This window comes from Methanosphaera cuniculi, assembly GCF_003149675.1.
Taxonomy (GTDB): domain Archaea; phylum Methanobacteriota; class Methanobacteria; order Methanobacteriales; family Methanobacteriaceae; genus Methanosphaera; species Methanosphaera cuniculi.
Window position 1 is genome coordinate 30,311 of the sequence record NZ_LWMS01000010.1, and the last position, 26,004, is coordinate 56,314.

Sequence of the window (26,004 nt, forward strand, 5' to 3'; positions counted from 1 at the left end):
TTTATGTCTGAACTACCAATAGCACCAGTTGGAAGAATTATCAAAAATGCAGGTGCAATAAGAGTAAGTGAAGATGCTAAAGTAGAATTAGCAAATATCTTAGAAGAAATTGGAGAAAAAATAAGTACAGATGCAGTAGCATTAGCAAAACATGCTGGACGTAAAACTGTAAAAGCAAGTGATATAGAATTAGCTATATAAACATGCTTTAAAACTCTTTTTTCTTTTATAAAAAAAAAATAAAAAGAATTTAACTTTTTTTTTATTTTTTTAAAAATAAAAAGATATTATTTTTTTAAACTTTCATTAAAAGCTAAAAAATATTTAGCAAAAAAAATAAACTTACCCTAACCTCCATAAATTTTATTTTTTATTTTATATATTAAAAATTAATTAAATGAAAAAACTCTCTTTTTTTTATATTTAATTAAAAACTTTTCTTTAAATTACCCTTCAATAATAAAAACTTAAAGTATACTCAATTTTATTTTATTTAAATTTCTAAAAAAAAAATTACTTTAAAAAAAAAGTTATTATAAAAAAAAAGGGGAGGGTGGGTTAAAATGTTAAAGTATTTTTCTATTTTTTTATACAGGATATCCATATTTTTCTTCTTGTCTTAGTTTCATTGTAGGATTTTCAAAGTAACTATAAAAATCCCACGTCATAAATGTAACATCACACTTATGATCAAACGACTCAAACACTTCTTGAATTAACTCTTTATCAGGTGTTGTTGAATTAATTGTATAAATAGTTTTATCACCAACAACATCAATGTGTGTTACATTATAATTTGACATATCAACAGGTTCACTCTGATTTACAACTGTAAGTGTATGATATGCACTGTTACTTCCACCAATTTCCATAAAAAATCCTAGTATAAGTATTAATCCTATAATAACAACAGGATTAATTAGATATTTTATACCATAACGACCCTTAGCATTCCATATAATAAGAAGTAAAAAAATACCAATAAGAAATGGTTGTGAAAACATACCACCATCAAAAAGTCCAATAATTGCCATAGAAAAAGCAAAAATTGAAATAAAACGTGAAACTCTACCCATACATGTTATACTAATCATACCAAGAATAAATGATATAATAACAACTGGTATAACAACTAAGTTATATGGAAGTGAAAACTTAAGAATTGATGATGCTGTGTTAATATGTGATGGTACAAATGTATTTGCAACATAACCTAGTACAGACTTATAAAGATGTGAATGCATAGGACTTGTAGTACTTGTAACATTATCCATTGATGTTAAAATTGTAAAATATGAAACACCATAACTTGATCTTATATAAAATTCAATAATAAGACCAAATAATGCACATGCAATCATAATAGCAACAAGCCATATGATATATTTAAAACGAGCATCACCTGTAAGATAATCAAATTTCATATTAAAGTATGTGTTATTTCTAAGTACAGCTGTTATAATAAACATACTTCCTAATAAAACAAAGAAAAGTACACTTTTACCTTCTGATGAACCTTCAAGTAATGGCCAAAGTAGTGTTGTTAGAAAACTATCAAGATAATCTGTAGCTAAAATAAATGCAGCAAGAAGAATTAGAAAAATTCCAACATAAATAGACTTATTATTTGAAAATGCCTTCTTAATACATGAAGTAATATATATCACCAACATTTATAATTTAAATCTAGAATATATTCTCATTTTATTTTATTTAGATTAAATATTCCATAAAAAAAAATATATTCACTTTTTGATTAATATTTATTTTAATCATTTCTAAAAATAAGTTATTAAATATTTATACAAAAAAAAAATTAGTAGTTATTAAAAAAAAATAGTAAGAAGATGAAAAAGTATGTCCCTTAAAAAAAGGTTTAATACATAACTTTTCATGAAGGAATTTTAAAATTTCTCTATTTTGATAAGTTTAACATACGTTCAATTCCCACACGTGCTTTAGATGCAATTTCCTCATCTACTTCTACAACATATTTTTCATCAGCTAATGAGTCTCGAATCTTTTCAAGTGTTACAAGCTTCATTGTAAGACAGAATGCATCTTTACGTAGTGGTATAAATTCCTTATCTGGATTTTCACGTTTAAGACGTGTTGTAAGATCAATTTCTGTTCCTACAACTAATTGTTTTATATCTGGATCTTTTGCTAAGCGTACCATTCCACCAGTACTTTCAACATAATCAGCAAGTTCTTTAACATCTTCTGGACATTCTGGGTGTACAACTATTTTTGCATCAGGATATTCACTTCGTGCTTTTTGTACATCCTCTGGTTTAAATATTGTGTGTACATAACAGTGTCCATCTTCTGGTACAATTATTGCATCTTTTCCTGTTAGTTTTGCTGAGTAAACACCAAGATTATGATCAGGTGCAAATATGAAATTATCAGAATTTAAACTTTCAACTACCTTTGCAGCATTTGCTGATGTACATATAATATCAGCTTCACTTTTAGTTTCAGCTCGACTATTTACATATAATACAACTTCACACTCCGGATGTGCTTCTTTTGCAGCTTTTAGTTCTTCAAGTGAGATCATATCTGCCATTTGACAGTTTGCCCGGTTATCTGGTAGTAATACTTTTTTATCAGGACATATTATAGCAGCTGTTTCTGCCATAAAGTTAACTCCACAAAATACTATAATATCAACATCATCTACATCTGCTGCTTTAAGACATAATTCTAGTGAATCCCCAATAAAATCTGCAATTTCCTGGATTTCTTTTGGTTGATAATTGTGTGCTAGTATTATAGCATTTTTATCCTCTTTTAATTGTTTAATTTCTTTTATAATTTCATCATTCATTTTTAACATCACCCATTTGATATAACACCTTTATTATTAAGTTAGTGTTTTAATTTTTGTAACACCTTTTATATTAAATAATAGCATCATTAAGTATATTTTGACATATACATTCTGTTTTTTCATCTGTTTTTTCAATTGTTTTTGTTAATAATTGAAGTAAATTTTCAGTTGCATCTTCCATTGCATCCATTACTTCTGTTATTGTTAGTTTATCTTTTGATATTGAAGCTGCATAATTTGTTATTGCACATATACTACTATAACACATCTCACGTTCACGTGCAAGTACAACTTCAGGAACAAGTGTCATTCCAACTACTTTTCCACCTATTTGTTTATAAAACTGGATTTCTGCTGCTGTTTCAAATCTTGGACCTTGAGTAGCAATATATATTCCATAAGGATGTACATCCCCACAGCTTATAAGATTAGATCTTAAAGTTTCACAAAATGGATCTGTACAATCAATATGTACAACCTTATCATCATAAAATGTAGAAATTCTATCATGTGTAAAGTCTATGAAGTTATCAGGTATTAGCAGACTTCCTGGTTGTATATTCATATCTAGTGATCCTACAGAATTTGTTGCAAATACTTGGTTAACACCTATTGTTTTTAGTGCTTCTATGTTTGCACGGTAATTTATCATATGTGGAGGTGTTGAATGTCCCATACTGTGTCTTGGCATGTATGCTACTTGTTTATTTCCAATTTCAAGTATTGATATTTTTGGAGCTTTTCCATATTCTGTTGTAATTTCCTCAGTTGAGGTAATAGGATATGTTTCAAGTAAGGGCTTGGTTCCTGTTCCTCCAATAAGTCCAATCATATGAGATTACCCCTTAATTACACCTAGTGGTTTCATTTGTGCTACAGGATTACTTAGTCCTGTTTTATCTAGTACATCTATTACATCATCAATATTTTTATATGCTTTTGGTGCTTCTTCTGCAATTACTGGTTTTGAATTTGCTTTAAGAAGAATTCCTTCACTAGCTAGTTTTTGTGATACTTCATCTGGTGTAAATTCACGTTTTGCACCTGAACGACTTAGTATACGTCCTGCTCCATGTGCTGTGGATCCAAAGGTTTCATTCATTGCTGTTTCAGTTCCACTAAGTAAGTAGGATGCTGTTCCCATAGTTCCTGGTATTATTACAGGTTGTCCTACACTACGATATTCTTCTGGTATTTCTTCACGTCCAGGTCCAAATGCACGTGTTGCACCTTTTCTGTGTACATAGACTGTTTTGTTGTTTTTTCCAATTTTATGTTTTTCTTTTTTAATTATGTTATGTGCAACATCATATAGTAGATTCATTCCTAGTGATTCAGCATCTTCTCCTATTACATTTTCAAATGATTCTCGTACCCAGTGTTGGATCATTTGTCTATTTGTCCATGCATAGTTTGCTCCTGCTGCCATTGCTTTTAGGTAATTTTGTGCTTCATCAGAGTCAATTGGTGCACATGCAAGTTGTCTATCTGGTATGTCCATTTTTAGTCTTTTTGCAGTTTTATCCATTTCACGTAGACTATCAGCACATATCTGGTATCCACATCCACGTGATCCTGTATGTATGAGTACTACTACTTGATCTTTTTGAACTCCATATTGTTTTGCTACATCTTCATCGTATATTTCGCCGATTGTTTGTATTTCAAGGAAGTGATTTCCACTACCTAGTGATCCTAGTTGTGGTATTCCTCGTCTTTTTGCTTTGGTTGATACTTTATCAGGATCTGCTGTATCCATACATCCATTTTCTTCCATGAATTCTAGGTCTTCTTCCCATCCATAACCATTTTCTACAGCCCAACGTGCACCATTTTTTAGTACATCATCAATTTCTTTTTCTTTTAGGTGTTTTATTCCATTACTTCCTAGTCCTGATGGTACTTTTTTAAATAGTTCATCTACAAGGTCTTTCATGTATGGTTTTATATCATCTTTTGTAAGGTTGGTTTTAAGTAATCTTACTCCACAGTTTATGTCAAATCCAACACCACCAGGGCTTATTACTCCACCATTTTCTCCAAATGCTGCTACTCCTCCTATTGGAAATCCATATCCAAAGTGTATGTCTGGTAGTCCTATGGATCTTTTTTGTATTCCTTCAAGTGCTGCTACATTTGCTACTTGTTCAAGAGTTCCATCTGATATGTTTTGTATTGATTCATCATCTAGATATACTCGTGCTGGTACTCTCATATCTTTTCTGGTATCTGTTGGTATTTCATATACACAATCTCGTACTTTTACTAAATCATCTTTTGAAACCATATTAGTTCATTGCTCCTATAAAAATATCTTTTCTTGTTGTTGTGATTAAAATGTTATTTTTAATAATTTTCTTGTATAATTTTTTTTTTGAAAATTTTTTTATTTTTTATATTAATTTATTTATATGTAATGATTTTTGTTTTAGATTGTATTTTATTTTTATTGTTATAATAAATACAATTTGTATTATTATTTTTTTTTATATTTATTTAGAAGAAAAGAAAAAAATTATTTCCTCTCCAAAAAAAAAGTGTATAAAAAAAAAGTGTATTTTTTGGGAGGTGGTGTTTAAATTATAATTTTTTTTATGTTCATTTTAGATATCTACTATAAACCTCATGTGTATTTGATCATTTTCTTTCTTAATTTCCATGAGATGATATGTGATTGCTTTTACTTCTGTTTTATAATTATACTTAGTTGTATCATATATATCACCCATCATTAAAGCTTCAAGATGATATTCAGATCCATTTTGTGTTATTTTAATATCATATTCTGATGCGATATAATTATCACTATTTAATAACATTAATAATTCTGTAATCCAATCATAAAGCAGACTATCAATATCTTCACTTGTTAAATTTACCTGCATTGGTTTTTGTGGTTCTATTTTATCAACATCTGTTATTAGATTCATCACACCTATTGCTGCAAATTTAAATGCTAAGTTCATATTATCTGCTATTACATCTATTCCTATATCTGCTGTTGTATCAAAGTATTTGTATCCTTCTTTTTGCATCATCATACTTTTTTTTCTCCTATATTTTTTTTCCACTATTTCTTTTTTTTTATTTGATTTGTTAATTATTTTTTAGAATTCTTCTTTTTTTCTCTGCGTTTTTCTATTGCATCTTTTATCATTTTAATGTATGTGTCTTTAAAAAATATTGCTATTATTATCCAAAGTATTAAACAGAATATTATTCCAAAAATTATTATAAAGCTCATAATACTTAGCATCCACTTCTATTTTTTTTCATGGGATTGCCCCTTTAGTTTTATATTGTTATTTCATCTTCTATACATTCATTTATTTGTTCTTTGTTAAATCTGAGTGTTACATATCTTGAATTTCCTTTTTTTCCGCTTCCTGTATAGGTTGTATCAAGTAATCTTAGAAATTCAAGCTTGTTAATTAGACGATTATATGTTGAATAGCTTATTGGATATTTCATATTATATTCTTCATATAACTTACCTGATGTTAAGTTTTTCTCACCAAGATTATTTATAAACCATATCATGTGTTTTTCACGATCTGATAATCCTTGTAGAATATAATCTAATGTTTTATTTTCAGCAGTTTTCATTGCACGTTTTACATCTTCATCTGATATTTGTCTTGATGCACGTATTTCAGCATTATTTCCACTCATACGAAGAAGATCTATTCCAAGACGTAAATCTCCCATATTATATGTGTAGTCTACTATTTCATCAACTAGATCATCTGATATTACAGTTGGATAAAATCCTAGTTTTATTCTTTCTTTAAGAATTTGTCCAATTTCCTCATAGTTATATGGATTAAAATGTATTTCATTAGCATTAAATATTGATCCTACATTTTTATCTAGTACATGCTGAAATTTTACATCAGATAGTACTGCAAATATTCCTGTTTTAACAGTTGGATATGATTCATATGCACGTAGTATATCATAAAATACTTCACTTATCACATTTTTAGAAAATAGATGATTTATATCATCAACAGCTACAATTAATGATTTATCATTTCGTTCAAGTTCACTCATTATACTATTATATAGTCTGGCAAATGGTATTCCAGTTTCAGGTGGTGTATGATTAAATATTTTCTTATATATCTGTGAGAATATGTCAAACTTTGTTGAATGTAATTGGCAGTTAATATGTACACATACTATCTTATTTGAATAGTTAAATTCTATTATTTCAAATAACTTTTTTATTGCTGTTGTTTTACCCGTTGCAGGTGGACCTAGTATTAGGTTATTTATTGGTTTTCCTCCATGTAAAACTGGTCTTATTGAAAGTGCCATTTCTTGAATTTGACCATTTCTAAGTGTGAAGTTTTCTGGTATATAATCAGCATTAAATACTTCAATATCTTGAAAAATTGTTTCATCATGAAGAAGTATGTCTTTTATATTTGAATTTAAATCCATTCTAATTTCTCACCTCTTTTAATCGTAAAAAAAATTTTTATTTTATATATTTATTAAATTATATTAAGATCATATTTAGTTTTATTTAAAATAATATCTCTTATAAGATCAAAAAAAAGTGAAAATTTATTAGTATTATATAATACATGAAAAAAAAGTAGGTATGAAAAAAAATTAGTATAATAATAAGTTTCTTATTAAGTACATCAATCATATCTACTATATAATTCAATATCATTTTTTTAGAACAGATACTTTATATTCAAAATCATTTTAAATTGTTAATATATTTTTTAAAAGTTATTTCAGTATCACTCATTACATGTTTAGCATTTTCAAGTAATTCCTTATACTTAATAAATACATTAGAACCAGTATTAACATTTACATGTTCATGGCTGCAGTTACCATAATTATTACAGTATCTACAGGAAAAATGACAACTGTTATTATAATAGTATTCGGCCTCAGATCCATTACAATATGCTTTATCACCATATAACTTTTTTTATCAAAGAATAGCAAAACGTCCACATGCACTTTCTGCAGGACTACCAATAATAATATAAAATAAATAGTGATATCTAAGTATCATAAATAATAAAAATAACAAATTAATAAAGTACTATAGAAATAAATAAAGAAACAATAAATTAAATTAATAAGAATAAAAATAACTATTTAAATAAAAAAATAAAAAGCAAGGAATAATTATAATGATAAGTCAATATGAATATTACCATCTTTCACATAAACTAAAATATTCATAACCATATCATCAACAAATTCATAATCAAGAAAACTAAAAAATTTCTTAGGTAATGTTAATAAATAATGTGCATACTTTTTTGATTGTGATTTTGATTTCCTAAAAGTTAATCTAATTGACTCTTCTTCTTCATTTAATGACAATGAATATTTTGTTTTGGAAATTTGATTCATAAAAATAACATCAGAATCAATAAAATTAACAAGAGGAAGAGGAACTGAAATATGATACTGTGTTGAAGAATACACTTTCTCTTTTATTTTACGTTTAACAACCTTTTTAGTTATTTTACCAGTATATTGTACAAATAAACCATCATCATTAAATCCTAGAATAGTTTCCATAAATAAACCTCCATTAGAATTAAATTTTATTTTGTTTTGTTAAAAAAAAGATAAAATAAGAATGTTATTAAATAAATATTCTTATTAATTGTTTTAATTTGTTAAAATCTTTTTTTAGTGTAGGAATGGGATTACACATTGAGAATACAATTTCTACTTCCCCATTTTTTCCATGTAGTGTTATATGTTTTTCCATTAGTTTTTCCTCCACAATATTTTATTTTAAGTTTAATATAAAGTTTGAAATACTATTAATGATAAACATATATAAGTATAATATACTATTTAAGAGAGAATTACTCTCTTTTAAATTTGAAGAAGATATTCATGTTAAAAGTAATTTTTAAAGTTTTAGAGAAGAAAATTACTAATAAAATAAATTATGGATATTATACTTATCTTTATCACCCCCTTTTTGTTTTCTAATAATTATTATGTATTTAATAGTGTATAAACAGTTATACTTATAATTTTAAGTATAAAAAAATAAATAAATAAAAAAAATAAAATTAAGAATACATTTTCTTCAACTCATCCTAGAAGAGATTATAAAAAAAATAGTGTTTGGATGGATGATTTTTAATTCTGGTTAAAAAAAAATTTGTCTCATATTTCATATTATAAAAAAGTGTAACTGTTTACTTTTATTTAAAAAAATATGTAAATTGGGAGGAGATGAGTTAATCTTTTTTTTAGATTGTTCCTATTGCAAATGATACAAATGCTATACACATTGCTATTTTCATATATTTTGATACTTTATGTAAGTTTTCTTCACTATAACTTCCTAATGCCATATATGCTGTGTATATAAACATGATATCAGCTATTATTACTATAACTAAGTATCCAATGTTAAATATATGATAAATATACAATAGTGGGCTTAGAAGACATGTTATAATATTAAGAATAACAGCAAGATATACTGCTTTTTTAGCTCCATATATTATTGGAAATGTTTTTGCATTCTCAAGTTTATCACCTTTAATATCTTCTGTATCTTTTATTATTTCACGAGAAAGTGTCATTATAAATGCAAATACTCCAAGAATAACTCCTAAAATTACATCAGATACAATCATTCCACCATAAACGAATGTTAAAGCTGTAAGAAGAGATACACATATATTACCAATAAGAGTTCTTTTTTTAAGATCATATGCATATAATATCATAAGAAATGTACAAATAACAACAAGCAAACCAACAGGTATTGATATTATAAATCCTAGTATTATAGCAATACCAAAAAGTATAAGACTATAATATAATGCATTTATCCGTTTTATTCTACCTGATGGAATTGGTCTATTTGGCTTATTTATCTTATCAATTTCATAATCACAATAATCATTTATCACATTACCTGCACCTGTTGCAAGAAATACTGCAATAATTCCCAAAACAGCAGGCCATATGTAGTATCTGTTAATAAATGCCATTAGAACAACTGCAATAACTGCCATTAGAGCATTTGTAGGTCTTAGTATTTCGATGTATGACTTTATCAATTATTTATCCTCCCCTATTTAAATTATAAATTATTTTAAATTTTTTATTTATCTAATGAATATTAATTTGTCTAAATTTCTATTTTTTTTATATTATTATATGTGTGGAATATATCAGATATTATTATAGGATAAAATAAGTTAAAGATAAAAAAAATGGTTTTTTCTAATAAAATAAAAATTATAATTTAAAAATTTAATATCTACCTAAAATTTAGTGTTATATAATCTACATATATATTATTATAGAAAAAATAAATACTCTTTTTTTTAAGAAACTTATGTTTTATACATAAGCTTTATATTAAATTAGTTACATAATTATATAATAACTAATTTTTAACATACTTAAAACTGTGAGCGAATGAGTATCACTCATTAAGGAGTTTTAAATTAGAATATTTTTTATTTATAAATTATATTTTATTAAATAGGTCATTTAATCAGCCAAAACCATGATATTATAAAAGATATGATAGGATGAATGGATTTTGTAGGATTTTAACTAATATTAGTGTACAATAACAAAATACAAAAAAAATAATTATAATATAAAAATACACTGATGAAATTCTATTTTTTATTATCCATGAAATAAAATTTCTTATCTAATATTTTTTCATAATTCAAATTTACATGGTGAATGGATGGTTAAAAGCCAGATGATAATGGAGGACATTAAATGGCAAATTCAGTATATGTAAAATTTGAAGTACCAAAAGAAATAGCTGATAAAGTTTACGAAGCTTTAGAAATAGCAAGAGATACAGGTAAAATAGGAAAAGGAACAAACGAAGTAACAAAAAACATTGAAAGAAACAATGTTGCTTTAGCTGTTATCGCAGAAGATATTGAACCAGCTGAAATCGTTGCACACTTACCTATCTTAGCAGAAGAAAAAGACATTCCTTACGTATATCTTCCAACCAAAGAAGAATTAGGAGAAGCTGCTGGACTTAACGTGGGCACAGCATCCGCATGTATCATTGATGCTGGTGAAGGTCAAGAATTAGTTGACGAAATAGTTGCAAAAGTCGCAGAACTCAAAGAATAAGTAAATTGGCACAAAAATATTTTATAAATACATATAAAATAAACTCAACTAAAAAAAAATACTAGTATGACTTAAAAAAATTACCACATAAGTATTTTTGGTAAGGAAAGTAATCTTTTATTTTAGCAATAAAAAAAAAATATTTTAAATCTTTACATATTAAAAAGACAGATAAGAAATATTCAAAAAAGAGAGGGAATTTGAGAAACATTCTCAATTTAAACCTTAAATTACTTTTTTTTAATGATCATAACCAAAAAAAAAGTTTTAGTTGGAATTATATTTTATTTAATTTATTTTTAAACCAATTATTTACATAACTATAAGGTGATTATATGGAAGACGGTACTCCAGCAGAAGTTATTGAAGTTTTAAAAAGAACAGGAATGACTGGAGAAGTAATGCAAGTAAAATGCAGAATACTTGATGGAAGAGATAAAGGAAGAATACTCACTAGAAACGTTATGGGAGCTATTAAAAAAGGCGACGTATTAATGTTACTAGATACAATAAGAGAAGCTAAAGAAATCAGAACACCATAAGGTTAATGATTTAATTTTTAGTGAAATCTTAATTATTGTATTTTTTTATATGAAATATTCTTACACAAAATATTTAATAGGAGTTTAAATATGAGAACATGTTCATTTTGTGGAAAAGAAATACCACAAGGTACAGGAAAAATGTATGTTCGTAGAGATGGATCAATTTCTTTCTTCTGCAGCAGCAAATGTGAAAAAAATGACAAACTCGGAAGAGTTCCAAGGAAAGTTAAGTGGGTTAAACAATGAAACAAAGAACTTTTACCATGTTAAAACCAGATGCAGTTAAAAGAAGACTAACCGGTGAAATTTTAGCTAGATTTGAAAAACGTGGATTAAAAATAGTAGCAGCTAAAACACTTATGATTTCTGATGATCTTGCAAAAACACACTATGGAGAACATAGTGACAAACCATTCTTTGGAGATTTAATCTCATACATTACAAGCGGACCAGTATTTGCAATGGTACTAGAAGGCGACGATGTAATAAGTATGGTAAGAAAAATGGTTGGTGCAACCAATCCTAAAGAAGCAGCAGTAGGTACAATCCGTGGAGATTATGCAATAGACACAGGACGTAACATTGTACATGCTTCAGATTCAGAAGAATCAGCAGAAAGAGAAATTAATTTATTCTTCGATGAATCAGAATTCTGTGATTATGAATTACCTGATGAAGATATAATATATGAAGAGCCATAAGAAATTTTTTCTTTTATTTGCTCTTTTTTACTAAAAAATACTATTTTATTTTATTAATGTAAAAAAAAATGTTGAAAAAAATAAAATGAGTTTCATAATATTCAAAAAAAGTATAATGAATATTTTTTTTTTGAATTAATTATAAAAAAAAAGTTTATAGTAACATATTTTTTTTTATTAACAAATAAAAAAAAGTTTGAGTTTTTTTAATATTAAATAAATAAACTTTCAAAAACCAAAGAATAAATATTTATTTTAATTTACGCGTAAAAAAAATAATTAAAAAATAATAAAAAAAACTCTTTTATTTAATCATTAAGAAAATAAAAAAAACCCAATTTAATAAGTATAAGAAAAAAAATAGTAAAAAAAAATTAGTATAGATTTTTTATTTAAAAAATTTAAAATTTTATTCTTTATTATATGAATTTAGAATAGTTTTTAAAATACTAAAAAGCGAATAATTAATCTTTTTAAGTTGTTAATCATTCGTATTATATTTACTAATAAGATGTGAAATTTTTTTTTATAATTTTACAAAAAAAAGACTAACTTATCATTTATTTGAATAATGAAATATAAGATGAAAAAAAAATATTATTATTTTTTTCAAAAATTACATTAAAAAATAGAATTAGAAAAATAGTAAAAAGTTTTTCAGGAATATTTTTTTTATAAGATATTTTTAATAAAAAAAGAAAAAAACCCAAGCACATACTCTTTTATATTAAATTAAAGAAAGGAGAATGTTTCTTTATTAATGGGTTATTAAATCTTTTATAAAAATATTATGATAAAATGGATATTTTTTTAATCAGTAAATTTCCACAAAAAAAAGTGTGAAGTTTTAACTTTTAGTTAATCTACTGTTTAATAAATAAGGTTCAATGGATAAAAATCCTTAAATATTGAATTTAAGGTCAATATATTTTTTTATAGGGAGAATAATAAAATGAAAACAAGATCACCTATTGTATCTGTTTTAGGTCATGTAGATCATGGAAAAACTACCCTTCTTGATAACATACGTGGTAGTACTATAGCAGCAAAAGAAGCAGGTGGTATAACACAGCATATTGGTGCAACTGAAATTCCAATGGATGTTATCTCATCAATTTGTGGTGAATTCCTGGAAAGAATGAGTATTAATGAAAAATTACCTGGTCTATTTTTTATAGATACACCAGGACATGAAGCTTTTACCACACTACGAAAACGTGGTGGATCACTAGCAGATTTAGCAATTCTTATATTAGATGTGAATGAAGGATTTAAACCTCAAACATATGAGGCATTAAACATTCTAAAATCATCAAAAACACCATTTGTAGTAGCAGCAAACAAAATAGATAAAATTCCTGGATGGAAAAGTGTTGAAAATGCATCTTTCACAGAATCTATGAAACAACAAGATAGTGATATAGTATTTAAACTAGATCAGAAACTCTATGAAATTGTTGGAACACTACATGAGGAAGGTTTTGAATCTGAACGCTTTGATCGGATAAGTAACTTTGCAAGTCAAATTACAATAGTTCCAATTAGTGCGATGTCAGGTGAAGGTTTAACAGAACTTCTTACAATGCTACTAGGACTTGCATACCAATATCTACGTGAACAACTTCAAATTGAAGAAAATTCACCAGCAGAAGGAACAGTACTAGAAGTTAAAGAAGAAAAAGGACTAGGTCTTACAATAGATACAATTATCTATGATGGTCTTCTTAATAAAGATGATCGTATCATGATGTTAACTAAGGATAATAAAGTTATCTCAACTAAGATTAGATCACTTCTTAAACCAAAACCACTTGAGGAAATCAGAGAATCAAAAACAATGTTTGAAAACACAGATGAAATTGTTGCAGCAGCTGGTGTTAAAATTGTAGCACCACACGTTGATGATGTTGTAGCAGGATCACCTCTTAAAGTTGCAAACGCAAATGATGAAAAGGTAGAAGATGAACTACTATCTGAAGTTGACAATATACGTATACAAACAAATGATATAGGTATAATAGTTAAAGCAGATACACTTGGTTCTTTAGAAGCACTAGTTAACATACTAGATCAAAAAGATATTCCAATAAAATCAGCAGAAATTGGTGATATATCACGTCGTGATATAATAAATGCATCAATCATGTATGAAGAAGATAAAAAATATGGAGTAGTAGTAGGATTTAATGTTAACATATTACCATCAGCTGAGGAAGAACTTAATAACCAAGAAATTAAAGTATTCCAAGATAAAGTAATCTACCAGTTAACAGAAGATTACCTAGACTGGGTAAACACTGCTAAAGAACGACAAAAAGAACAAAGACTAGCTTCAATAATCAGACCATCTAAAATAAGAATCATACCAAAACTTGTATTTAGACATAGTAAACCTGCAATTGCAGGTGTTGAAATAATGTCTGGAATAATACAAAGAGGTGTGACACTTATTAATGAAAAAGGAAACGTAGTAGGAAAAGTTGAAAGTATGGAAGATAATGGAGAAAATCTTTCAAAAGCATCTCGTGGATCACAAGTTGCAATGGCAATATCTGATGCAGTATTTGAAAAAGACTTCGAAGAAGGAGATGTACTATACGTTGACATGTCAGAGCGAAACTTCTTAGCAATAGAAGAAGAATTTGATAGTAAACTTCTTGATGATGAACGTCATACAATGGATGAACTTAAAGAAATCAAACAACAATCAGAAGATCCTAACTGGGGAGTAATAAACACTGATTGGAGTGAGCTTGACACACTAGATGAAGATGAATATGAAGACTTCTACGAATAGCTAAAAAAAAATAATAAGTCGTAGAATTATGTACTAAAGCGTTTAATTGTGTAAAAAAAAATAATAATAAAAAAAAAGTATAAAAAATTTAAAAGTAAAAAAAAATGGATGGTTATTATACATAATATCATTTACAATTTTTTTGCACAATTTAAAAATAAATACTAAAAAAAAATATTATATTTTTTTACTTTTAGATTAAAAAATTTAAAAAAAAATTTAAAAAAATAAACTTAAAAAGGAGACATATAATGGTATACAAAGTAGTAGTATCAGATGAAGATGTAACATACCAATTAGAACTTGATGATAAAGATGCAAACGTTGTAAATGGTCTTAAAATCGGAGACGAATTTGCAGGAGGAGTTCTAGGACTCAAAGGTTACAAATTAGAAATAACCGGTGGTAGTGACAAAAACGGTTTCCCAATGAAAGCAGATGTAGATGGAACACGCAGATTCAAAAGTCTAGTAGATGGTGGAACAGGATTTAAACCTACCAAAAAAGGATTAAGAAGAAGAAAAACAGTACGTGGAAACACAATTGCTGATGATATATCCCAAATAAATGTAAAAGTTTCAGAAAGAGGAGATCAAACACTAGCTGAAATTTTCGCAGAACCAGAAGAAGAACAAGCAGAAGAATAGATAATATAAAATAATTTATATTATCCCACAAAAATTGGAGGTGTAACTTATGGATGTACAATCCGAAGTTAACATTGGATTAGTAGGTCACGTTGATCATGGAAAAACAACATTAACCAAAGCACTATCTGGAATATGGACAGATACTCACAGTGAAGAAGCAAAAAGAGGAATTTCAATAAGGCTTGGTTATGCTGATATAACATTCAGGAAATGTCCTGTATGTGAAGCACCTCAATGTTACACTACACTAGAAACTTGTGAACACTGTGGTTCTGAAACAGAAATACTCAGAAAAGTATCATTTGTTGATTCACCAGGACACGAAACATTAATGGCAACAATGCTCTCAGGTGCAGCAATAATGGACGGAGCAATCCTTGTAATAGGAGCAAATGAACCATGTCCACAACCACAAACCAAAGAACATTTAATGGCTCTTGATGTAATTGGTGTAAAAAATGTTATTGTAGTACAAAATAAAATTGATACAGTAACAAAAGAAAAAGCAATTGAAAACTATAATGAAATAAAAGAATTTGTAAAAGGAACATGTGCAGAAGGTGTACCAATCATACCTATAAGTGCACAACAAGGTGCTAATATAGATATTCTTATTGAAACAATACAAGATTATATAAAAACACCAGAACGTTCTCTTGAATCAAATCCAAAATTATATGTTGCAAGATCATTTGATATAAATAAGCCTGGAACAACACCTAAAAAAATTAACGGTGGAATTATTGGAGGATCTCTTGTTGAAGGAAAACTTAAAGTTGGAGAAGACATTGAAATCAAACCAGGAATTCAAGTTAAAAATAAAGGTAAAACAGAGTGGAAAAGTTTAACATCCACAATCACAGGACTTGAAGCAGCAGATAACTTTGTTGATGAAGTACAACCAGGAGGACTTATTGGAGTAGCACTTAAACTAGATCCATCACTTACAAAAGCAGATTCATTATCAGGATCTATTGCTGGAAAACCTGGAACATTACCACCAACAATACAAGAATTTACAATGGAAACATTCCTACTTGATCGTGTAGTTGGTACAAAAGATGAAACAGATGTAGAACCTATTCATTCATCAGAAAACCTAATGATAAACATAGGTACAACAACAACTGTAGGACTTGTAAGTAGTGCACGTAATAATACCGTAGATGTACAACTAAGATTACCTGTATGTGCAGAAGATGGACAACGTGTAGCTTTAAGTCGTCGTGTTGGAGCTAGATGGAGACTTATAGGTTATGGAATCATCAAAATGTAAGGCAATTATTGATACAAATTTTTTAATGATGATGTTTCAATTAAAAGTAGATGTAGTAAATGAATTAAAACTTAAACTACCATCATATTATGAATTAATTGTACCATCTGTCATATTAGATGAATTGTCTTTACTTAAAAAAACTCTACGTGGAAAAGATAAACTAGCAGCATCAATGGCATATCAGTATGCACAACAAAAACCATTTAAGGTAATTGATGTTCAAAAAGACATGGCAGTTGATGATGTTCTACTTAACTTATGTGATGATAAAGATGTTTTATGTACTAATGATAAGAACTTAAGACGTCGTGCACGAAAGCGTGGAATTAATGTTATTTATTTAAGACAACATAAATTTCTTGAAGTTGATGGATATATAAACTAGATTCCCTGAATTTAGTTAAAGAAAAAAAATATTTTCATTTGTTATATAATGAGAAAAAATTAATAAATTTAAGATAAAAAAAAAGCTATCAAACTTTTCAAAGAAGATAATTAAATAAGAGGTTATAAAGTGTACCAAATAGTAACTATAGAAGATACAGTAAGAGTACCACCTAACATGTTTGATCAACCATTAAAGGAAATAACAGCAGAACTTCTAAATAGGAAGTATGTTGGAGAAGTTGATAAAAACTTAGGAATACTTGTAATTGTTACTGATGTTTTAGAACATGATGAAGGAAAAGTTGTAATAGGAGATGGATCCGCATTCTATCATGTTAAATTCAATGCATTATTCTACACACCAACACTACATGAAGTTGTTGATGGAGAAGTAATCGAAATTATTGAATTTGGAGCATTTGTAAGAATTGGTCCTATGGATGGACTTGTACACGTTTCACAAATAACAAATGACTACATTACATATGATATGAAACGTGGTGCTCTTGTAGCAAATGAAACTGATAAATCCCTCGATGAAGGCGACTTTGTACGAGCACGTATTGTAGCACTTAGTATGAAAGGAAACAATACAAAAGATTGTAAGATTGGTCTTACCATGAGACAACCTGGACTCGGTCGTTTTGAATGGATTGAAGAAGAAAAACTTAAACTTTAAATGAGTAATTAATATTTTCAAAGTATGAAAAAAAAGTTAAAAACTGAGGGAATAAGAAATGGCTGAACGAGCATGTCAAAGATGTAAATATATCTCATATGATAAGAAATGTCCAATATGTGATAGTGAAACATCAAGTGATTGGAGTGGACTAATTGTAGTAACTGATCCTGATAATTCAAAGTTAGCTGAAGAGTTAAACATAACAATGCCAGGAAGATACGCATTAAAAGTCAATAAATAAATCAAAAAGGGAGATAAAATACGTGCTAATACTACCAAAAAATCTTAGACAAGACTTAAAAGAACCTTTAGGTGAATTGCACAAATCTATTGATTTAATAGAAGATCCACTAGAAAAACAATTATCAGAAGATAAACTAATAATCAGTATAGGAGATGTAACATCAAGAAATCTAGTAGAAGCAAATCTAATACCTCAAATTTGCATAATAGATAACTTGATAGAACGTGAACCTGTACAAAATAACTTAAATCATACAGATAATATAATATATGTAGATAATCCAGCAGGGACTCTAACTGAACAACTAGAAGATGCAATAAATAAAACACTCAAAGAAGCATCAAAAGATAATCCAGCTATAATAATTGTAGATGGAGAAGAAGATCTAGCAGTTCTACCTTGCGTATTAAATGCACCAAAAGACACACTAATTCTTTATGGACAACCAAAAGAAGGTGTTGTTTTACTTAATGTTAATGAAGCCTATGAAAAGGCAGAAAATTATTATAAACAATTAATAAATGAAGAGAAAAAAATAGAGTGATATTTATGGATATAGAAATAATCGAACGTAAAGAAAACCCATTATTAAACAGAGAAGAAATTAAATTTGAATGTATATACCCAGAAGAAGGAACACCAAATATATTAGATGTAAAACACAAACTTGTTGCATTAACAGATGCATCTAACGATCTCCTCGTGGTGGACTCAATGAAGCCTAGTTATGGAGTAGCAACAGCAGTTGGTGTTGCAAAAATATATGATTCCATAGAAAAACTCAACGAAATCGAACCTGAATCTGTAATTCTTAAAAACGAAGAACCAGAAGTTGAAGAAGAAGTAGAAGTAGAAGAAGAATAGATAAAAAATACACACAATTTTAATGGAGAATAATAAAAATGTCAAAAAAATACGAATTATACGAAGTTAAAGACGGTAAAATTGTAAGAAAAAATCCAGAATGTGTAAGATGCTCACATGGAATATTCATGGCTGACCACGGTGATAGATATGCATGTGGAAGATGTGGATATACACAATGGAAAAATGAATAAATATATTATATTGTAATTTTAAATATAATTAATATAGAAACACGGAATCTAAAAATACATTAAACTAAAAACTTTCACCCCCAATAAACACTTTTTTTATAAAAAAAATAATTTTTTTTTATCTTTTAATTAAAATCATCTTTTTTAACTATTGGTTTTATTTCTTCGAAAGGTTTAAAAATTAATAATTATATAGTTTTAAATTAGAAAATTTAGAAATATAAAGGAATTAAAATTTAATTTTTTTTTTACAAATAGGAATACTAAATTAAATATACATTTTTTTAACCAATTTATGAGGAATTGATAATTTATGGATTTAAGAGCTGGACGTTTTGATGGACAAATGAGTGATGATGCAGCTAAGTTTTCATCATCAATTGAGTTTGATAAAAGAATTTTTGATGCAGATATAAAAGTTAACCGTGCACATACTACTATGCTTACAGAAGAAGGTATAATTCCAAAAGAAGCTGGTGAAAAAATACTTGCTGCTCTTGATAAACTTGAAGATGAAGGAATAGATGCATTAAATCTTGATCCTAGTTTTGAGGATATTCATATGGCACTAGAAGATTATATAACAAATCTCATAGGACCTGAAGCAGGATTTATGCACACAGCAAAAAGTCGTAATGATCAAGTATGTACAGATATAAGATTAACACTTAAAGATGAAATTGAAAATACAATAAGTAACATTAAAGATTTTATCACAACTATTGTTAATATGGCTAAAGAAAATCTTGATACTCTTTTTATTGCATATACACACTTGCAACATGCACAACCTAATACCTTTGCACACCACCTTATGGCTTATGCTAATGAATTAAGACGTGATTGTGAAAGATTTATGGATACATATAAACGTGTAGATATGAGTCCTTTAGGATCTGCTGCACTTGCAACAACTGGTTTTCCAATAAATCGTAAACGAACAGCACAACTACTAGGATTTAGTGAAGTTATGGATAACTCTATTGATGGAGTAAGTAGTCGTGATTTTATAGCAGAAAGTGTATTTGATTATGCAATGCTATCAACTACTCTTGGTAAAATTGCTGATGAAATTGTAATATGGAGTAGTTATGAATTTAGAATGGTTGAATGTTCAAATGCATACTCATCAACCTCATCAATTATGCCACAAAAGAAAAACCCAGATATAGCAGAACTTGCAAGAGGTAAAAGTACAATTGCATATGGAGAACTTATGACTATTATGAGTATTCTTAAAGGTATACCACATAGTTATAATCGTGACTTACAAGAAATTACACCACATCTTTGGAGTGCTGTTGATAATACAAATGATATTCTTCAAATTGTACATGGAATGCTTGCAACACTAACAATTAACAAACAAAGAACTGCAGAACTTGCTGGTGCAAACTTTGCTACAGCAACAGAACTAGCTGATGTAATGGTACGTGAGAAAAACATGCCATTTAGAACAGCTCATAATATTGTAGGACGTGTTGTATCAGATGCAATAGAACAAAATCTTAAAGCAACAGACTTAGATGATGAGTTTATAAACAAAGCAGCAATTGAAGTTACAGGAAAACCTGTAAATCTTGGGGATGAACTTGTAAAACAAGCACTTGATCCTGCATTAAATGTTAAAGCACGAACAGTTCAGGGTGGTCCTGCACCTAGTGCTGTTAAAGATGCAATTAAAAATATGGAAAACTTTTTAAGTTAAAAGTATAAAAAATAATAAGATAATCTTAAAATTAATAGGGAAATCAAATAAAAGTTTATTATAAAAAAAAGTATAAAAAAAAGGAGAGTGTAAATTGTTATGATTACAACAGATGACTACAAATATGCAATAGCAATAATGGGTGGTATACTAATACTAATATACCCAGATTTAGTAGCATACATTGTTGGACTTGGATTAATAATATATGGTGTTCTTAAAATTATTGAAAACTAAATTGTATTAATTAAATCCAGTGCCTCACCAGGTTCAAGAATCCCAGCACGAGTTTCACGTAGAACTCTTTGAATTGAAAAAGATCTATACTGTGGATATTTATGATGAACTTGAACCACAAGAGGACATCCATAACCTTTTATTTTTTTAACATCATAATCTACCACAATATTTTTAATCTCATTTTTTTCCATTCTCATTAAAGCCGGAAGATTAATACGCATAATATTATCATTAAATGTAATAGCTTGTGATCCTGTTGAAAGTAGATCACCATATATCATAATTGGAATATTCATATTAGCTGTTTTTTTATGAATTGTTTTTTCAATAAATGATGAGCATCTTCCACATGGATGAATTTTACCACCTAGTGCATCATCTATTATTTGTTTCATATCAACTTCTAGGTATTCATGTTGAATTTCTGTTTTTTTAATTAAATTATCTATATTATAATGGAATTGTTTTGGTAGTATAATAGTTCCAGGATCTACACTAAAAGCATGTACATTAAAACCAAGTGCTTTAGCAAGAAGTAATGAAAAACTACTATCAACTCCACCTGATAATGCAACAGTTACATCTGCATTTTCATATGGTGTTCTGTTTATATTTTTTTTAATATAGTTTATGATTATGTTATTATCATATGCATGTGAGTGTTTAAGTTTTAGTAGTTCATAGATATTTTCAAATACTGGTATGTAGGATATTGGTATTTGTTTGTTTTTTATTAGTTTTTCTATGTTATTTTTTGCTAGTTGTAGTTGGTATTCTTTAAGTATGATATCTGTGTATGATACTACATGTATTGAGTTTATTTGTAGTTTTTCTCTTAGTTTTCCTACTACCCATCCTCCTTTTCCAATTATTATTGATTTTTCAGGTCTATCTGGTGTTATAATTGTAAGTTCATCAGTATCATCATTATAGTAAATTTCTCGTATTTCAGGTTTTACATATTCATGTCCTATTTCTTTTCGTATTTTTATTACGTTTTCTATTATTTCATCTTTTGTGTACATTATAATTTTAACCTATTTTTTTGTTTTTTTTATTTTTTATTATATAAAAAAAGAATTAAAGAAAAAAAAAGTATTGTGGAGATTAAGTTAGTTAATTTTTTTGGTATATTTTTATTTCTTGTTGTGTATTGTTACTATTATATATGATATGATATCCTTTTATATCTGTTAGGTTACTTGTTGAATCAATGTAATATGTGGAATTTATCGACTCGAGTGCCTCATCTATTGTCTGATTATTAGCTTCTAGTACTCGTGGTATACTTGTATATGTATATTTTTTAAGATACCAGCTAAATGCTACTCCTCGATCTGATGCAAGATTTTCATTCATGTAGTTTGGATCATATTCTTTTAGCCAGTTTGCTGTATTTTTTTCATCTGTTGTATGTTCATTTGGGTGTGTTAGTGATGCCATGTAGCTTGCATTTATTGGTAATAGTATTATTAGTAGTATGAGTAGTATTATTGTTGGTGTTTTAATGTTTTTGTGTGGTATTTTTGTTATTGTTTTTATCATGAAGTATATTATTGGTATGAATGTTGCTACAATATACCTGTCAACTTTTACTGGATGATAGGAATGCATTAAAATGAAAACACCCATCCATAAAAGCATAAGTATATCAAGTTGTTTAAATTTATATGGCAACTTTTCATATAATAATAGCACAGCTACTAGAAATATTAATTCTGATACTAAGTAAGTAATATGAGTATATGTAATTATGAGTAAAACAAATAAAATCATACAAATTAGAAGTACAATCTTATCTGACTTACTATATTTTGACACATTTTTACATAATGGATAAAACATTAAAACAATACCAATACCAGATAATGCTAGTATTATATATGAAAGTATTGTAGGTTTATTAAATACAGAAGTTAACGTAATATCATATGTTAAACTTGAATTTAAAGTAGTTAAAAGCTGTGGTATATTCTCAAGATAATAATATGGATTAAGTTCATATCCAATATTAACACTTGATACCTGACTACTTTTTGAAACTTCTAAAAACTGACTAATAAACGGTATTGTACCCTGTTTAATTAAATAAACTGCACAAATAACTGATCCTATAATACATACAAATACTATGAAATTTCGAAGCTTAACTTTTGTACAAATTTTTATGAATTTATCCCTATTCATTATAAGATATCCAAGTATTATAATAAGAACAAATCCTTCTGTAAATCTTGTGAAAAATGCACATACAAAACACATGAAAGCCAAATAAATATAATTAAACCTGGAATATTCAATCATGTAAATTGTAAATAACAACGACCATACAGCAAATGTGAGTGAAGGAAGATCATTAGATCCACTAACAGCCCATGTTACAACTAATGATAGCATTGAAAAAAACAAACTACCAAGAAAAGCTAATCGTTCATCATATCTTACATTAAAAAGTAAATAAATACCTATTATTAGAAATATAAAAAATATTCCTGATACTATAAATAATGTTAACTCAGAAACCAATCCCAAAGTAAATGGAATTGATACAATCAAAGAAAGTATTGGTGGAACACTAAGCTGACTTCCAATATTCATATGTGCAAAAAGCATTGCATTTTGAAGATAAACAAAAATATCCCAGTAATTAACACCAATAATACTCTGATTATACACAAGAATAGATGTATAAATTAGCATAAAAACTACTAGAAGTACTAGTAACTTATTTTTCAAATTCATAGATTTAAAATTCTTAAACATCTAAAATCACACATCCACACTTGTTTTATTAAACAGTTCATAGTAGTATTTATCATATTCATCAGATTGTAAATCCTTATAATCATGAGATTGTAAGTATGTATTTTGATAAATTGTAACACCACCAGTTTGATATACTTTAGTAAATCCTGTATAGTTATTTTTATTATTATTTTTTGTATCAATATAAAAATGTGCAGCATGATGTGTCTTATTATCTGCAAGCATCATATATGCAAGTTGATCTGTAGCATTATCACCTGCTTCAAGAACACCACGTTGTGCATAAATATTAAGATACCATGAAATAGCAGGCCAATTATCAGAATATATAAGAGTTTTATTATTATAATCTGGATAATTTTCATTAAACCAATCACAAGCATCCTTAATATCATCATAGTCACTTTTATCAGGAATTGAAGCTGCAAAAGATAAACTATTAAATACTAAAAATATAACAACTACAGCTGTAATTATTGTAGTAGGCTTAATATTTTTAATACTTGAAATTTTATGATTTATATACTTGAAAATATAATAGATGGCATTTGTTATGAAATATGCAATAAATGGTAGAACTGTTATAAAGTAACGATCATTTTTTGTATAAAGCACAGACTGAAATATCAGATATATGAAAAACAATGAAATCATTAGAAAATCATAACTTAAGTACTTAATATCATATTTTTTAAATATATAGTAAAGTTCAACTAACACTACCATAAATAAAATGTTTGTTGTAATATATGATACATTTGATATTGTTAAAATACATGCACTAAAGACTATAATTGTTGTTATAATTAATATAGAATTTTTTTGTGTTAAAAACTTAATATCAGATGATTTAACCTTCTTAAATATATTATAAAATATTAAGATAAAACCTACCATCATAAGAATTATATAGATATCAGATAGTATTGTTGGAATATTTCCCATAGGATTAATAACAGCATTAAAACCACAACCTGGTGGAATAGTACTTGATAGATAGTTTGGAATATGTGTTATATAATACCATGAATCAGGAAGAAATCCTGCATCTATAACCTTAGTATTAGATACTGTTCCACTAAATTGTCCCATAAATGGAAATGGCGTATTAAGTTTTTTATTAAATTCATCTAAAAACCATAAAATACCAACAACACCTATGATAATTCCAATAATTATATCACGTAGTTGTTTTAAGTTAGGCTTTTTCATAATCAAATATGTTATAATAGCAAAAATCATTATACCAGCAGTATAACGTGATAAAAATGCATATGCTGCAATAAAGAATGCAGGATAGAAAAATTTACTATTATAATTACATGCAAGTATTATGAAATATATCGTAACAAGTGTACCTGTAACACCAATAATATCATTTCCACCAACAGCCACCCATGAATAAAGTAAAGTAAATGTTGCATAAATAAGACTTCCAATGAGGGATGTATTATTATCAAACTTAAATCTTAAAATTAAGAAAAATACAATAACACCAATAATATAAAATACAACATCAATATTAAAAATTGCCTCAACATAAGTATGACCAGCAAGTAAAAACAACTTCGCAATTAACATAGGAAGAACCGGAGCAATACTTGGAACATCACCCCACCCCATTTTAGCAAAGTTACGACCATTTTCAAGATACAAAAAAGTATCCCAATTAGCCACACCAACCGAATACTGGTGCATAAGCTTTGGAATTACAAGTAATAATAGTATAATAAATAAAATAAAACAATAAAAAATACAACTTTTATTATTATACAAAAAATTCTTAAACTTATTTGTCATTGAAATATTAAAATCTCTCCTTACTAAAATAAAAAATAATATAAAACCTAAAAAATTTTTTTCTTTTTTAATTAATTCTTTTTAAGAAAAAAAAAGATAATGTTTTACTTATTTCATATTTTTTTTTGATAATACTATTTTTGTAATTAATATGGTTAAATTATTATTATATATAAAAAAATAT

At 27.4% G+C, this 26,004-nt stretch carries 29 protein-coding genes; 16 read left to right on the plus strand and 13 right to left on the minus strand.

Annotation, left to right across the window (positions count from 1 at the left end):
• Nucleotides 1-3 precede the first annotated feature (3 nt).
• Nucleotides 4-201, plus strand: coding sequence for a histone family protein (locus MSCUN_RS01695; protein WP_095609043.1), 198 nt, complete (start codon nucleotides 4-6; stop codon nucleotides 199-201).
• A gap of 386 nt (nucleotides 202-587) precedes the next feature.
• Here MSCUN_RS01695 and MSCUN_RS01700 read toward each other — a convergent pair whose 3' ends face one another.
• The 10 genes from MSCUN_RS01700 to MSCUN_RS01735 all read right to left on the minus strand — a co-directional run bounded on the left by MSCUN_RS01700 (nucleotide 588) and on the right by MSCUN_RS01735 (nucleotide 9,906).
• Nucleotides 588-1,667 carry a hypothetical protein gene (locus tag MSCUN_RS01700; RefSeq protein WP_095609044.1) on the minus strand — a complete coding sequence of 360 codons (1,080 nt, stop codon included), beginning with the start codon at nucleotides 1,665-1,667 and terminating at the stop codon, nucleotides 588-590.
• A 248-nt stretch (nucleotides 1,668-1,915) separates the two neighbouring features.
• A complete protein-coding gene (gene nadA, locus MSCUN_RS01705; protein WP_095609045.1) occupies nucleotides 1,916-2,833 on the minus strand; it encodes a quinolinate synthase NadA in 918 nt (305 codons plus the stop codon).
• A 73-nt stretch (nucleotides 2,834-2,906) separates the two neighbouring features.
• A complete protein-coding gene (locus tag MSCUN_RS01710; RefSeq protein ID WP_095609046.1) occupies nucleotides 2,907-3,668 on the minus strand; it encodes an MTAP family purine nucleoside phosphorylase in 762 nt (253 codons plus the stop codon).
• Nucleotides 3,669-3,674: 6 nt separating this feature from the next.
• Complete coding sequence (locus tag MSCUN_RS01715; protein WP_095609047.1) at nucleotides 3,675-5,123, minus strand: RtcB family protein; 1,449 nt, start codon at nucleotides 5,121-5,123, stop codon at nucleotides 3,675-3,677.
• Nucleotides 5,124-5,439: 316 nt separating this feature from the next.
• The gene (locus tag MSCUN_RS01720; protein WP_095609048.1) at nucleotides 5,440-5,877 is read right to left on the minus strand and encodes an archease; all 438 of its coding nucleotides are present in this window, start codon (nucleotides 5,875-5,877) and stop codon (nucleotides 5,440-5,442) included.
• Between the two features lie 59 nt (nucleotides 5,878-5,936).
• Nucleotides 5,937-6,080, minus strand: coding sequence for a hypothetical protein (locus tag MSCUN_RS08250; RefSeq protein WP_170103982.1), 144 nt, complete (start codon nucleotides 6,078-6,080; stop codon nucleotides 5,937-5,939).
• A gap of 50 nt (nucleotides 6,081-6,130) precedes the next feature.
• Nucleotides 6,131-7,282, minus strand: coding sequence for an ORC1-type DNA replication protein (locus tag MSCUN_RS01725; RefSeq protein WP_095609049.1), 1,152 nt, complete (start codon nucleotides 7,280-7,282; stop codon nucleotides 6,131-6,133).
• Between the two features lie 711 nt (nucleotides 7,283-7,993).
• Nucleotides 7,994-8,395 (minus strand): hypothetical protein, encoded by a 402-nt coding sequence (locus tag MSCUN_RS01730; RefSeq protein ID WP_095609050.1) that lies wholly within the window; start codon nucleotides 8,393-8,395, stop codon nucleotides 7,994-7,996.
• A gap of 67 nt (nucleotides 8,396-8,462) precedes the next feature.
• The gene (locus tag MSCUN_RS08425) at nucleotides 8,463-8,591 is read right to left on the minus strand and encodes a hypothetical protein (RefSeq protein ID WP_275542270.1); all 129 of its coding nucleotides are present in this window, start codon (nucleotides 8,589-8,591) and stop codon (nucleotides 8,463-8,465) included.
• 496 nt (nucleotides 8,592-9,087) lie between these two features.
• On the minus strand, nucleotides 9,088-9,906 hold the full coding sequence (locus tag MSCUN_RS01735; RefSeq protein ID WP_095609132.1) for a UbiA family prenyltransferase: 819 nt from the start codon (nucleotides 9,904-9,906) through the stop codon (nucleotides 9,088-9,090).
• A gap of 685 nt (nucleotides 9,907-10,591) precedes the next feature.
• Here MSCUN_RS01735 and rpl7ae point away from each other — a divergent pair.
• The 15 genes from rpl7ae (at nucleotide 10,592) to MSCUN_RS01810 (ending at nucleotide 21,251) form a co-directional block, all read left to right on the plus strand.
• On the plus strand, nucleotides 10,592-10,963 hold the full coding sequence (gene rpl7ae / locus MSCUN_RS01740) for a 50S ribosomal protein L7Ae (RefSeq protein ID WP_095609051.1): 372 nt from the start codon (nucleotides 10,592-10,594) through the stop codon (nucleotides 10,961-10,963).
• 335 nt (nucleotides 10,964-11,298) lie between these two features.
• Nucleotides 11,299-11,505 (plus strand): 30S ribosomal protein S28e, encoded by a 207-nt coding sequence (locus MSCUN_RS01745; RefSeq protein WP_095609052.1) that lies wholly within the window; start codon nucleotides 11,299-11,301, stop codon nucleotides 11,503-11,505.
• A gap of 90 nt (nucleotides 11,506-11,595) precedes the next feature.
• Nucleotides 11,596-11,754, plus strand: coding sequence for a 50S ribosomal protein L24e (locus MSCUN_RS01750; protein WP_095609053.1), 159 nt, complete (start codon nucleotides 11,596-11,598; stop codon nucleotides 11,752-11,754).
• A complete protein-coding gene (gene ndk / locus MSCUN_RS01755) occupies nucleotides 11,751-12,209 on the plus strand; it encodes a nucleoside-diphosphate kinase (protein WP_095609054.1) in 459 nt (152 codons plus the stop codon). The genes MSCUN_RS01750 and ndk overlap by 4 nt, the downstream gene beginning before the upstream one ends.
• Nucleotides 12,210-13,161: 952 nt before the next feature.
• Nucleotides 13,162-15,006: a translation initiation factor IF-2 gene (gene infB / locus MSCUN_RS01760; protein WP_095609055.1), complete on the plus strand. Its 1,845-nt coding sequence runs from the start codon at nucleotides 13,162-13,164 to the stop codon at nucleotides 15,004-15,006.
• Nucleotides 15,007-15,257: 251 nt separating this feature from the next.
• Nucleotides 15,258-15,653 (plus strand): 30S ribosomal protein S6e, encoded by a 396-nt coding sequence (locus tag MSCUN_RS01765; RefSeq protein WP_095609056.1) that lies wholly within the window; start codon nucleotides 15,258-15,260, stop codon nucleotides 15,651-15,653.
• Between the two features lie 49 nt (nucleotides 15,654-15,702).
• Entirely contained in the window at nucleotides 15,703-16,932 is a 1,230-nt protein-coding gene (locus MSCUN_RS01770) for a translation initiation factor IF-2 subunit gamma (protein ID WP_095609057.1), read from the plus strand.
• Nucleotides 16,913-17,320 (plus strand): type II toxin-antitoxin system VapC family toxin, encoded by a 408-nt coding sequence (locus MSCUN_RS01775; protein ID WP_170103984.1) that lies wholly within the window; start codon nucleotides 16,913-16,915, stop codon nucleotides 17,318-17,320. Before MSCUN_RS01770 ends, MSCUN_RS01775 begins: the two co-directional genes overlap by 20 nt.
• Nucleotides 17,321-17,458: 138 nt before the next feature.
• Entirely contained in the window at nucleotides 17,459-18,001 is a 543-nt protein-coding gene (locus tag MSCUN_RS01780) for a DNA-directed RNA polymerase (protein ID WP_180738354.1), read from the plus strand.
• A 58-nt stretch (nucleotides 18,002-18,059) separates the two neighbouring features.
• Nucleotides 18,060-18,245: a transcription elongation factor subunit Spt4 gene (gene spt4, locus MSCUN_RS01785; protein WP_095609059.1), complete on the plus strand. Its 186-nt coding sequence runs from the start codon at nucleotides 18,060-18,062 to the stop codon at nucleotides 18,243-18,245.
• A gap of 22 nt (nucleotides 18,246-18,267) precedes the next feature.
• Entirely contained in the window at nucleotides 18,268-18,792 is a 525-nt protein-coding gene (locus MSCUN_RS01790) for a GTP-dependent dephospho-CoA kinase family protein (protein ID WP_095609060.1), read from the plus strand.
• Nucleotides 18,793-18,797: 5 nt separating this feature from the next.
• Complete coding sequence (locus MSCUN_RS01795; RefSeq protein WP_095609134.1) at nucleotides 18,798-19,112, plus strand: eS24 family ribosomal protein; 315 nt, start codon at nucleotides 18,798-18,800, stop codon at nucleotides 19,110-19,112.
• 38 nt (nucleotides 19,113-19,150) lie between these two features.
• A complete protein-coding gene (locus MSCUN_RS01800) occupies nucleotides 19,151-19,306 on the plus strand; it encodes a 30S ribosomal protein S27ae (RefSeq protein WP_011406218.1) in 156 nt (51 codons plus the stop codon).
• Between the two features lie 313 nt (nucleotides 19,307-19,619).
• Entirely contained in the window at nucleotides 19,620-21,014 is a 1,395-nt protein-coding gene (gene argH, locus MSCUN_RS01805) for an argininosuccinate lyase (protein WP_095609061.1), read from the plus strand.
• A gap of 99 nt (nucleotides 21,015-21,113) precedes the next feature.
• Complete coding sequence (locus MSCUN_RS01810; protein ID WP_109582950.1) at nucleotides 21,114-21,251, plus strand: DUF3096 domain-containing protein; 138 nt, start codon at nucleotides 21,114-21,116, stop codon at nucleotides 21,249-21,251.
• On the opposite strand, the gene MSCUN_RS01815 is transcribed toward MSCUN_RS01810, so the two are convergent.
• The 3 genes from MSCUN_RS01815 to MSCUN_RS01825 form a co-directional block, all read right to left on the minus strand.
• The gene (locus MSCUN_RS01815; RefSeq protein WP_109582952.1) at nucleotides 21,248-22,279 is read right to left on the minus strand and encodes a 7-cyano-7-deazaguanine synthase; all 1,032 of its coding nucleotides are present in this window, start codon (nucleotides 22,277-22,279) and stop codon (nucleotides 21,248-21,250) included. The two genes, MSCUN_RS01810 and MSCUN_RS01815, sit on opposite strands and share 4 nt — an antisense overlap.
• A gap of 91 nt (nucleotides 22,280-22,370) precedes the next feature.
• Nucleotides 22,371-23,954: a glycosyltransferase family 39 protein gene (locus MSCUN_RS01820; protein ID WP_170103986.1), complete on the minus strand. Its 1,584-nt coding sequence runs from the start codon at nucleotides 23,952-23,954 to the stop codon at nucleotides 22,371-22,373.
• A gap of 69 nt (nucleotides 23,955-24,023) precedes the next feature.
• On the minus strand, nucleotides 24,024-25,718 hold the full coding sequence (locus tag MSCUN_RS01825) for a glycosyltransferase family 39 protein (protein WP_170103988.1): 1,695 nt from the start codon (nucleotides 25,716-25,718) through the stop codon (nucleotides 24,024-24,026).
• Nucleotides 25,719-26,004 lie beyond the last annotated feature (286 nt).

Coding starts and splice junctions, on each gene's coding strand:
- MSCUN_RS01695 (WP_095609043.1), top strand. CDS start 4: ATGTCTGAACTACCAATAGCACCAGTTGGAAGAATTATCAAAAATGCA.
- nadA (WP_095609045.1), bottom strand. CDS start 2,833: ATGAATGATGAAATTATAAAAGAAATTAAACAATTAAAAGAGGATAAA.
- MSCUN_RS01710 (WP_095609046.1), bottom strand. CDS start 3,668: ATGATTGGACTTATTGGAGGAACAGGAACCAAGCCCTTACTTGAAACA.
- MSCUN_RS01715 (WP_095609047.1), bottom strand. CDS start 5,123: ATGGTTTCAAAAGATGATTTAGTAAAAGTACGAGATTGTGTATATGAA.
- MSCUN_RS01720 (WP_095609048.1), bottom strand. CDS start 5,877: ATGATGATGCAAAAAGAAGGATACAAATACTTTGATACAACAGCAGAT.
- MSCUN_RS08250 (WP_170103982.1), bottom strand. CDS start 6,080: ATGAGCTTTATAATAATTTTTGGAATAATATTCTGTTTAATACTTTGG.
- MSCUN_RS01725 (WP_095609049.1), bottom strand. CDS start 7,282: ATGGATTTAAATTCAAATATAAAAGACATACTTCTTCATGATGAAACA.
- MSCUN_RS01730 (WP_095609050.1), bottom strand. CDS start 8,395: ATGGAAACTATTCTAGGATTTAATGATGATGGTTTATTTGTACAATAT.
- MSCUN_RS08425 (WP_275542270.1), bottom strand. CDS start 8,591: ATGGAAAAACATATAACACTACATGGAAAAAATGGGGAAGTAGAAATT.
- rpl7ae (WP_095609051.1), top strand. CDS start 10,592: ATGGCAAATTCAGTATATGTAAAATTTGAAGTACCAAAAGAAATAGCT.
- MSCUN_RS01745 (WP_095609052.1), top strand. CDS start 11,299: ATGGAAGACGGTACTCCAGCAGAAGTTATTGAAGTTTTAAAAAGAACA.
- MSCUN_RS01750 (WP_095609053.1), top strand. CDS start 11,596: ATGAGAACATGTTCATTTTGTGGAAAAGAAATACCACAAGGTACAGGA.
- ndk (WP_095609054.1), top strand. CDS start 11,751: ATGAAACAAAGAACTTTTACCATGTTAAAACCAGATGCAGTTAAAAGA.
- infB (WP_095609055.1), top strand. CDS start 13,162: ATGAAAACAAGATCACCTATTGTATCTGTTTTAGGTCATGTAGATCAT.
- MSCUN_RS01765 (WP_095609056.1), top strand. CDS start 15,258: ATGGTATACAAAGTAGTAGTATCAGATGAAGATGTAACATACCAATTA.
- MSCUN_RS01770 (WP_095609057.1), top strand. CDS start 15,703: ATGGATGTACAATCCGAAGTTAACATTGGATTAGTAGGTCACGTTGAT.
- MSCUN_RS01775 (WP_170103984.1), top strand. CDS start 16,913: ATGGAATCATCAAAATGTAAGGCAATTATTGATACAAATTTTTTAATG.
- spt4 (WP_095609059.1), top strand. CDS start 18,060: ATGGCTGAACGAGCATGTCAAAGATGTAAATATATCTCATATGATAAG.
- MSCUN_RS01795 (WP_095609134.1), top strand. CDS start 18,798: ATGGATATAGAAATAATCGAACGTAAAGAAAACCCATTATTAAACAGA.
- MSCUN_RS01800 (WP_011406218.1), top strand. CDS start 19,151: ATGTCAAAAAAATACGAATTATACGAAGTTAAAGACGGTAAAATTGTA.
- argH (WP_095609061.1), top strand. CDS start 19,620: ATGGATTTAAGAGCTGGACGTTTTGATGGACAAATGAGTGATGATGCA.
- MSCUN_RS01810 (WP_109582950.1), top strand. CDS start 21,114: ATGATTACAACAGATGACTACAAATATGCAATAGCAATAATGGGTGGT.
- MSCUN_RS01815 (WP_109582952.1), bottom strand. CDS start 22,279: ATGTACACAAAAGATGAAATAATAGAAAACGTAATAAAAATACGAAAA.
- MSCUN_RS01820 (WP_170103986.1), bottom strand. CDS start 23,954: ATGCTAATTTATACATCTATTCTTGTGTATAATCAGAGTATTATTGGT.
- MSCUN_RS01825 (WP_170103988.1), bottom strand. CDS start 25,718: ATGCACCAGTATTCGGTTGGTGTGGCTAATTGGGATACTTTTTTGTAT.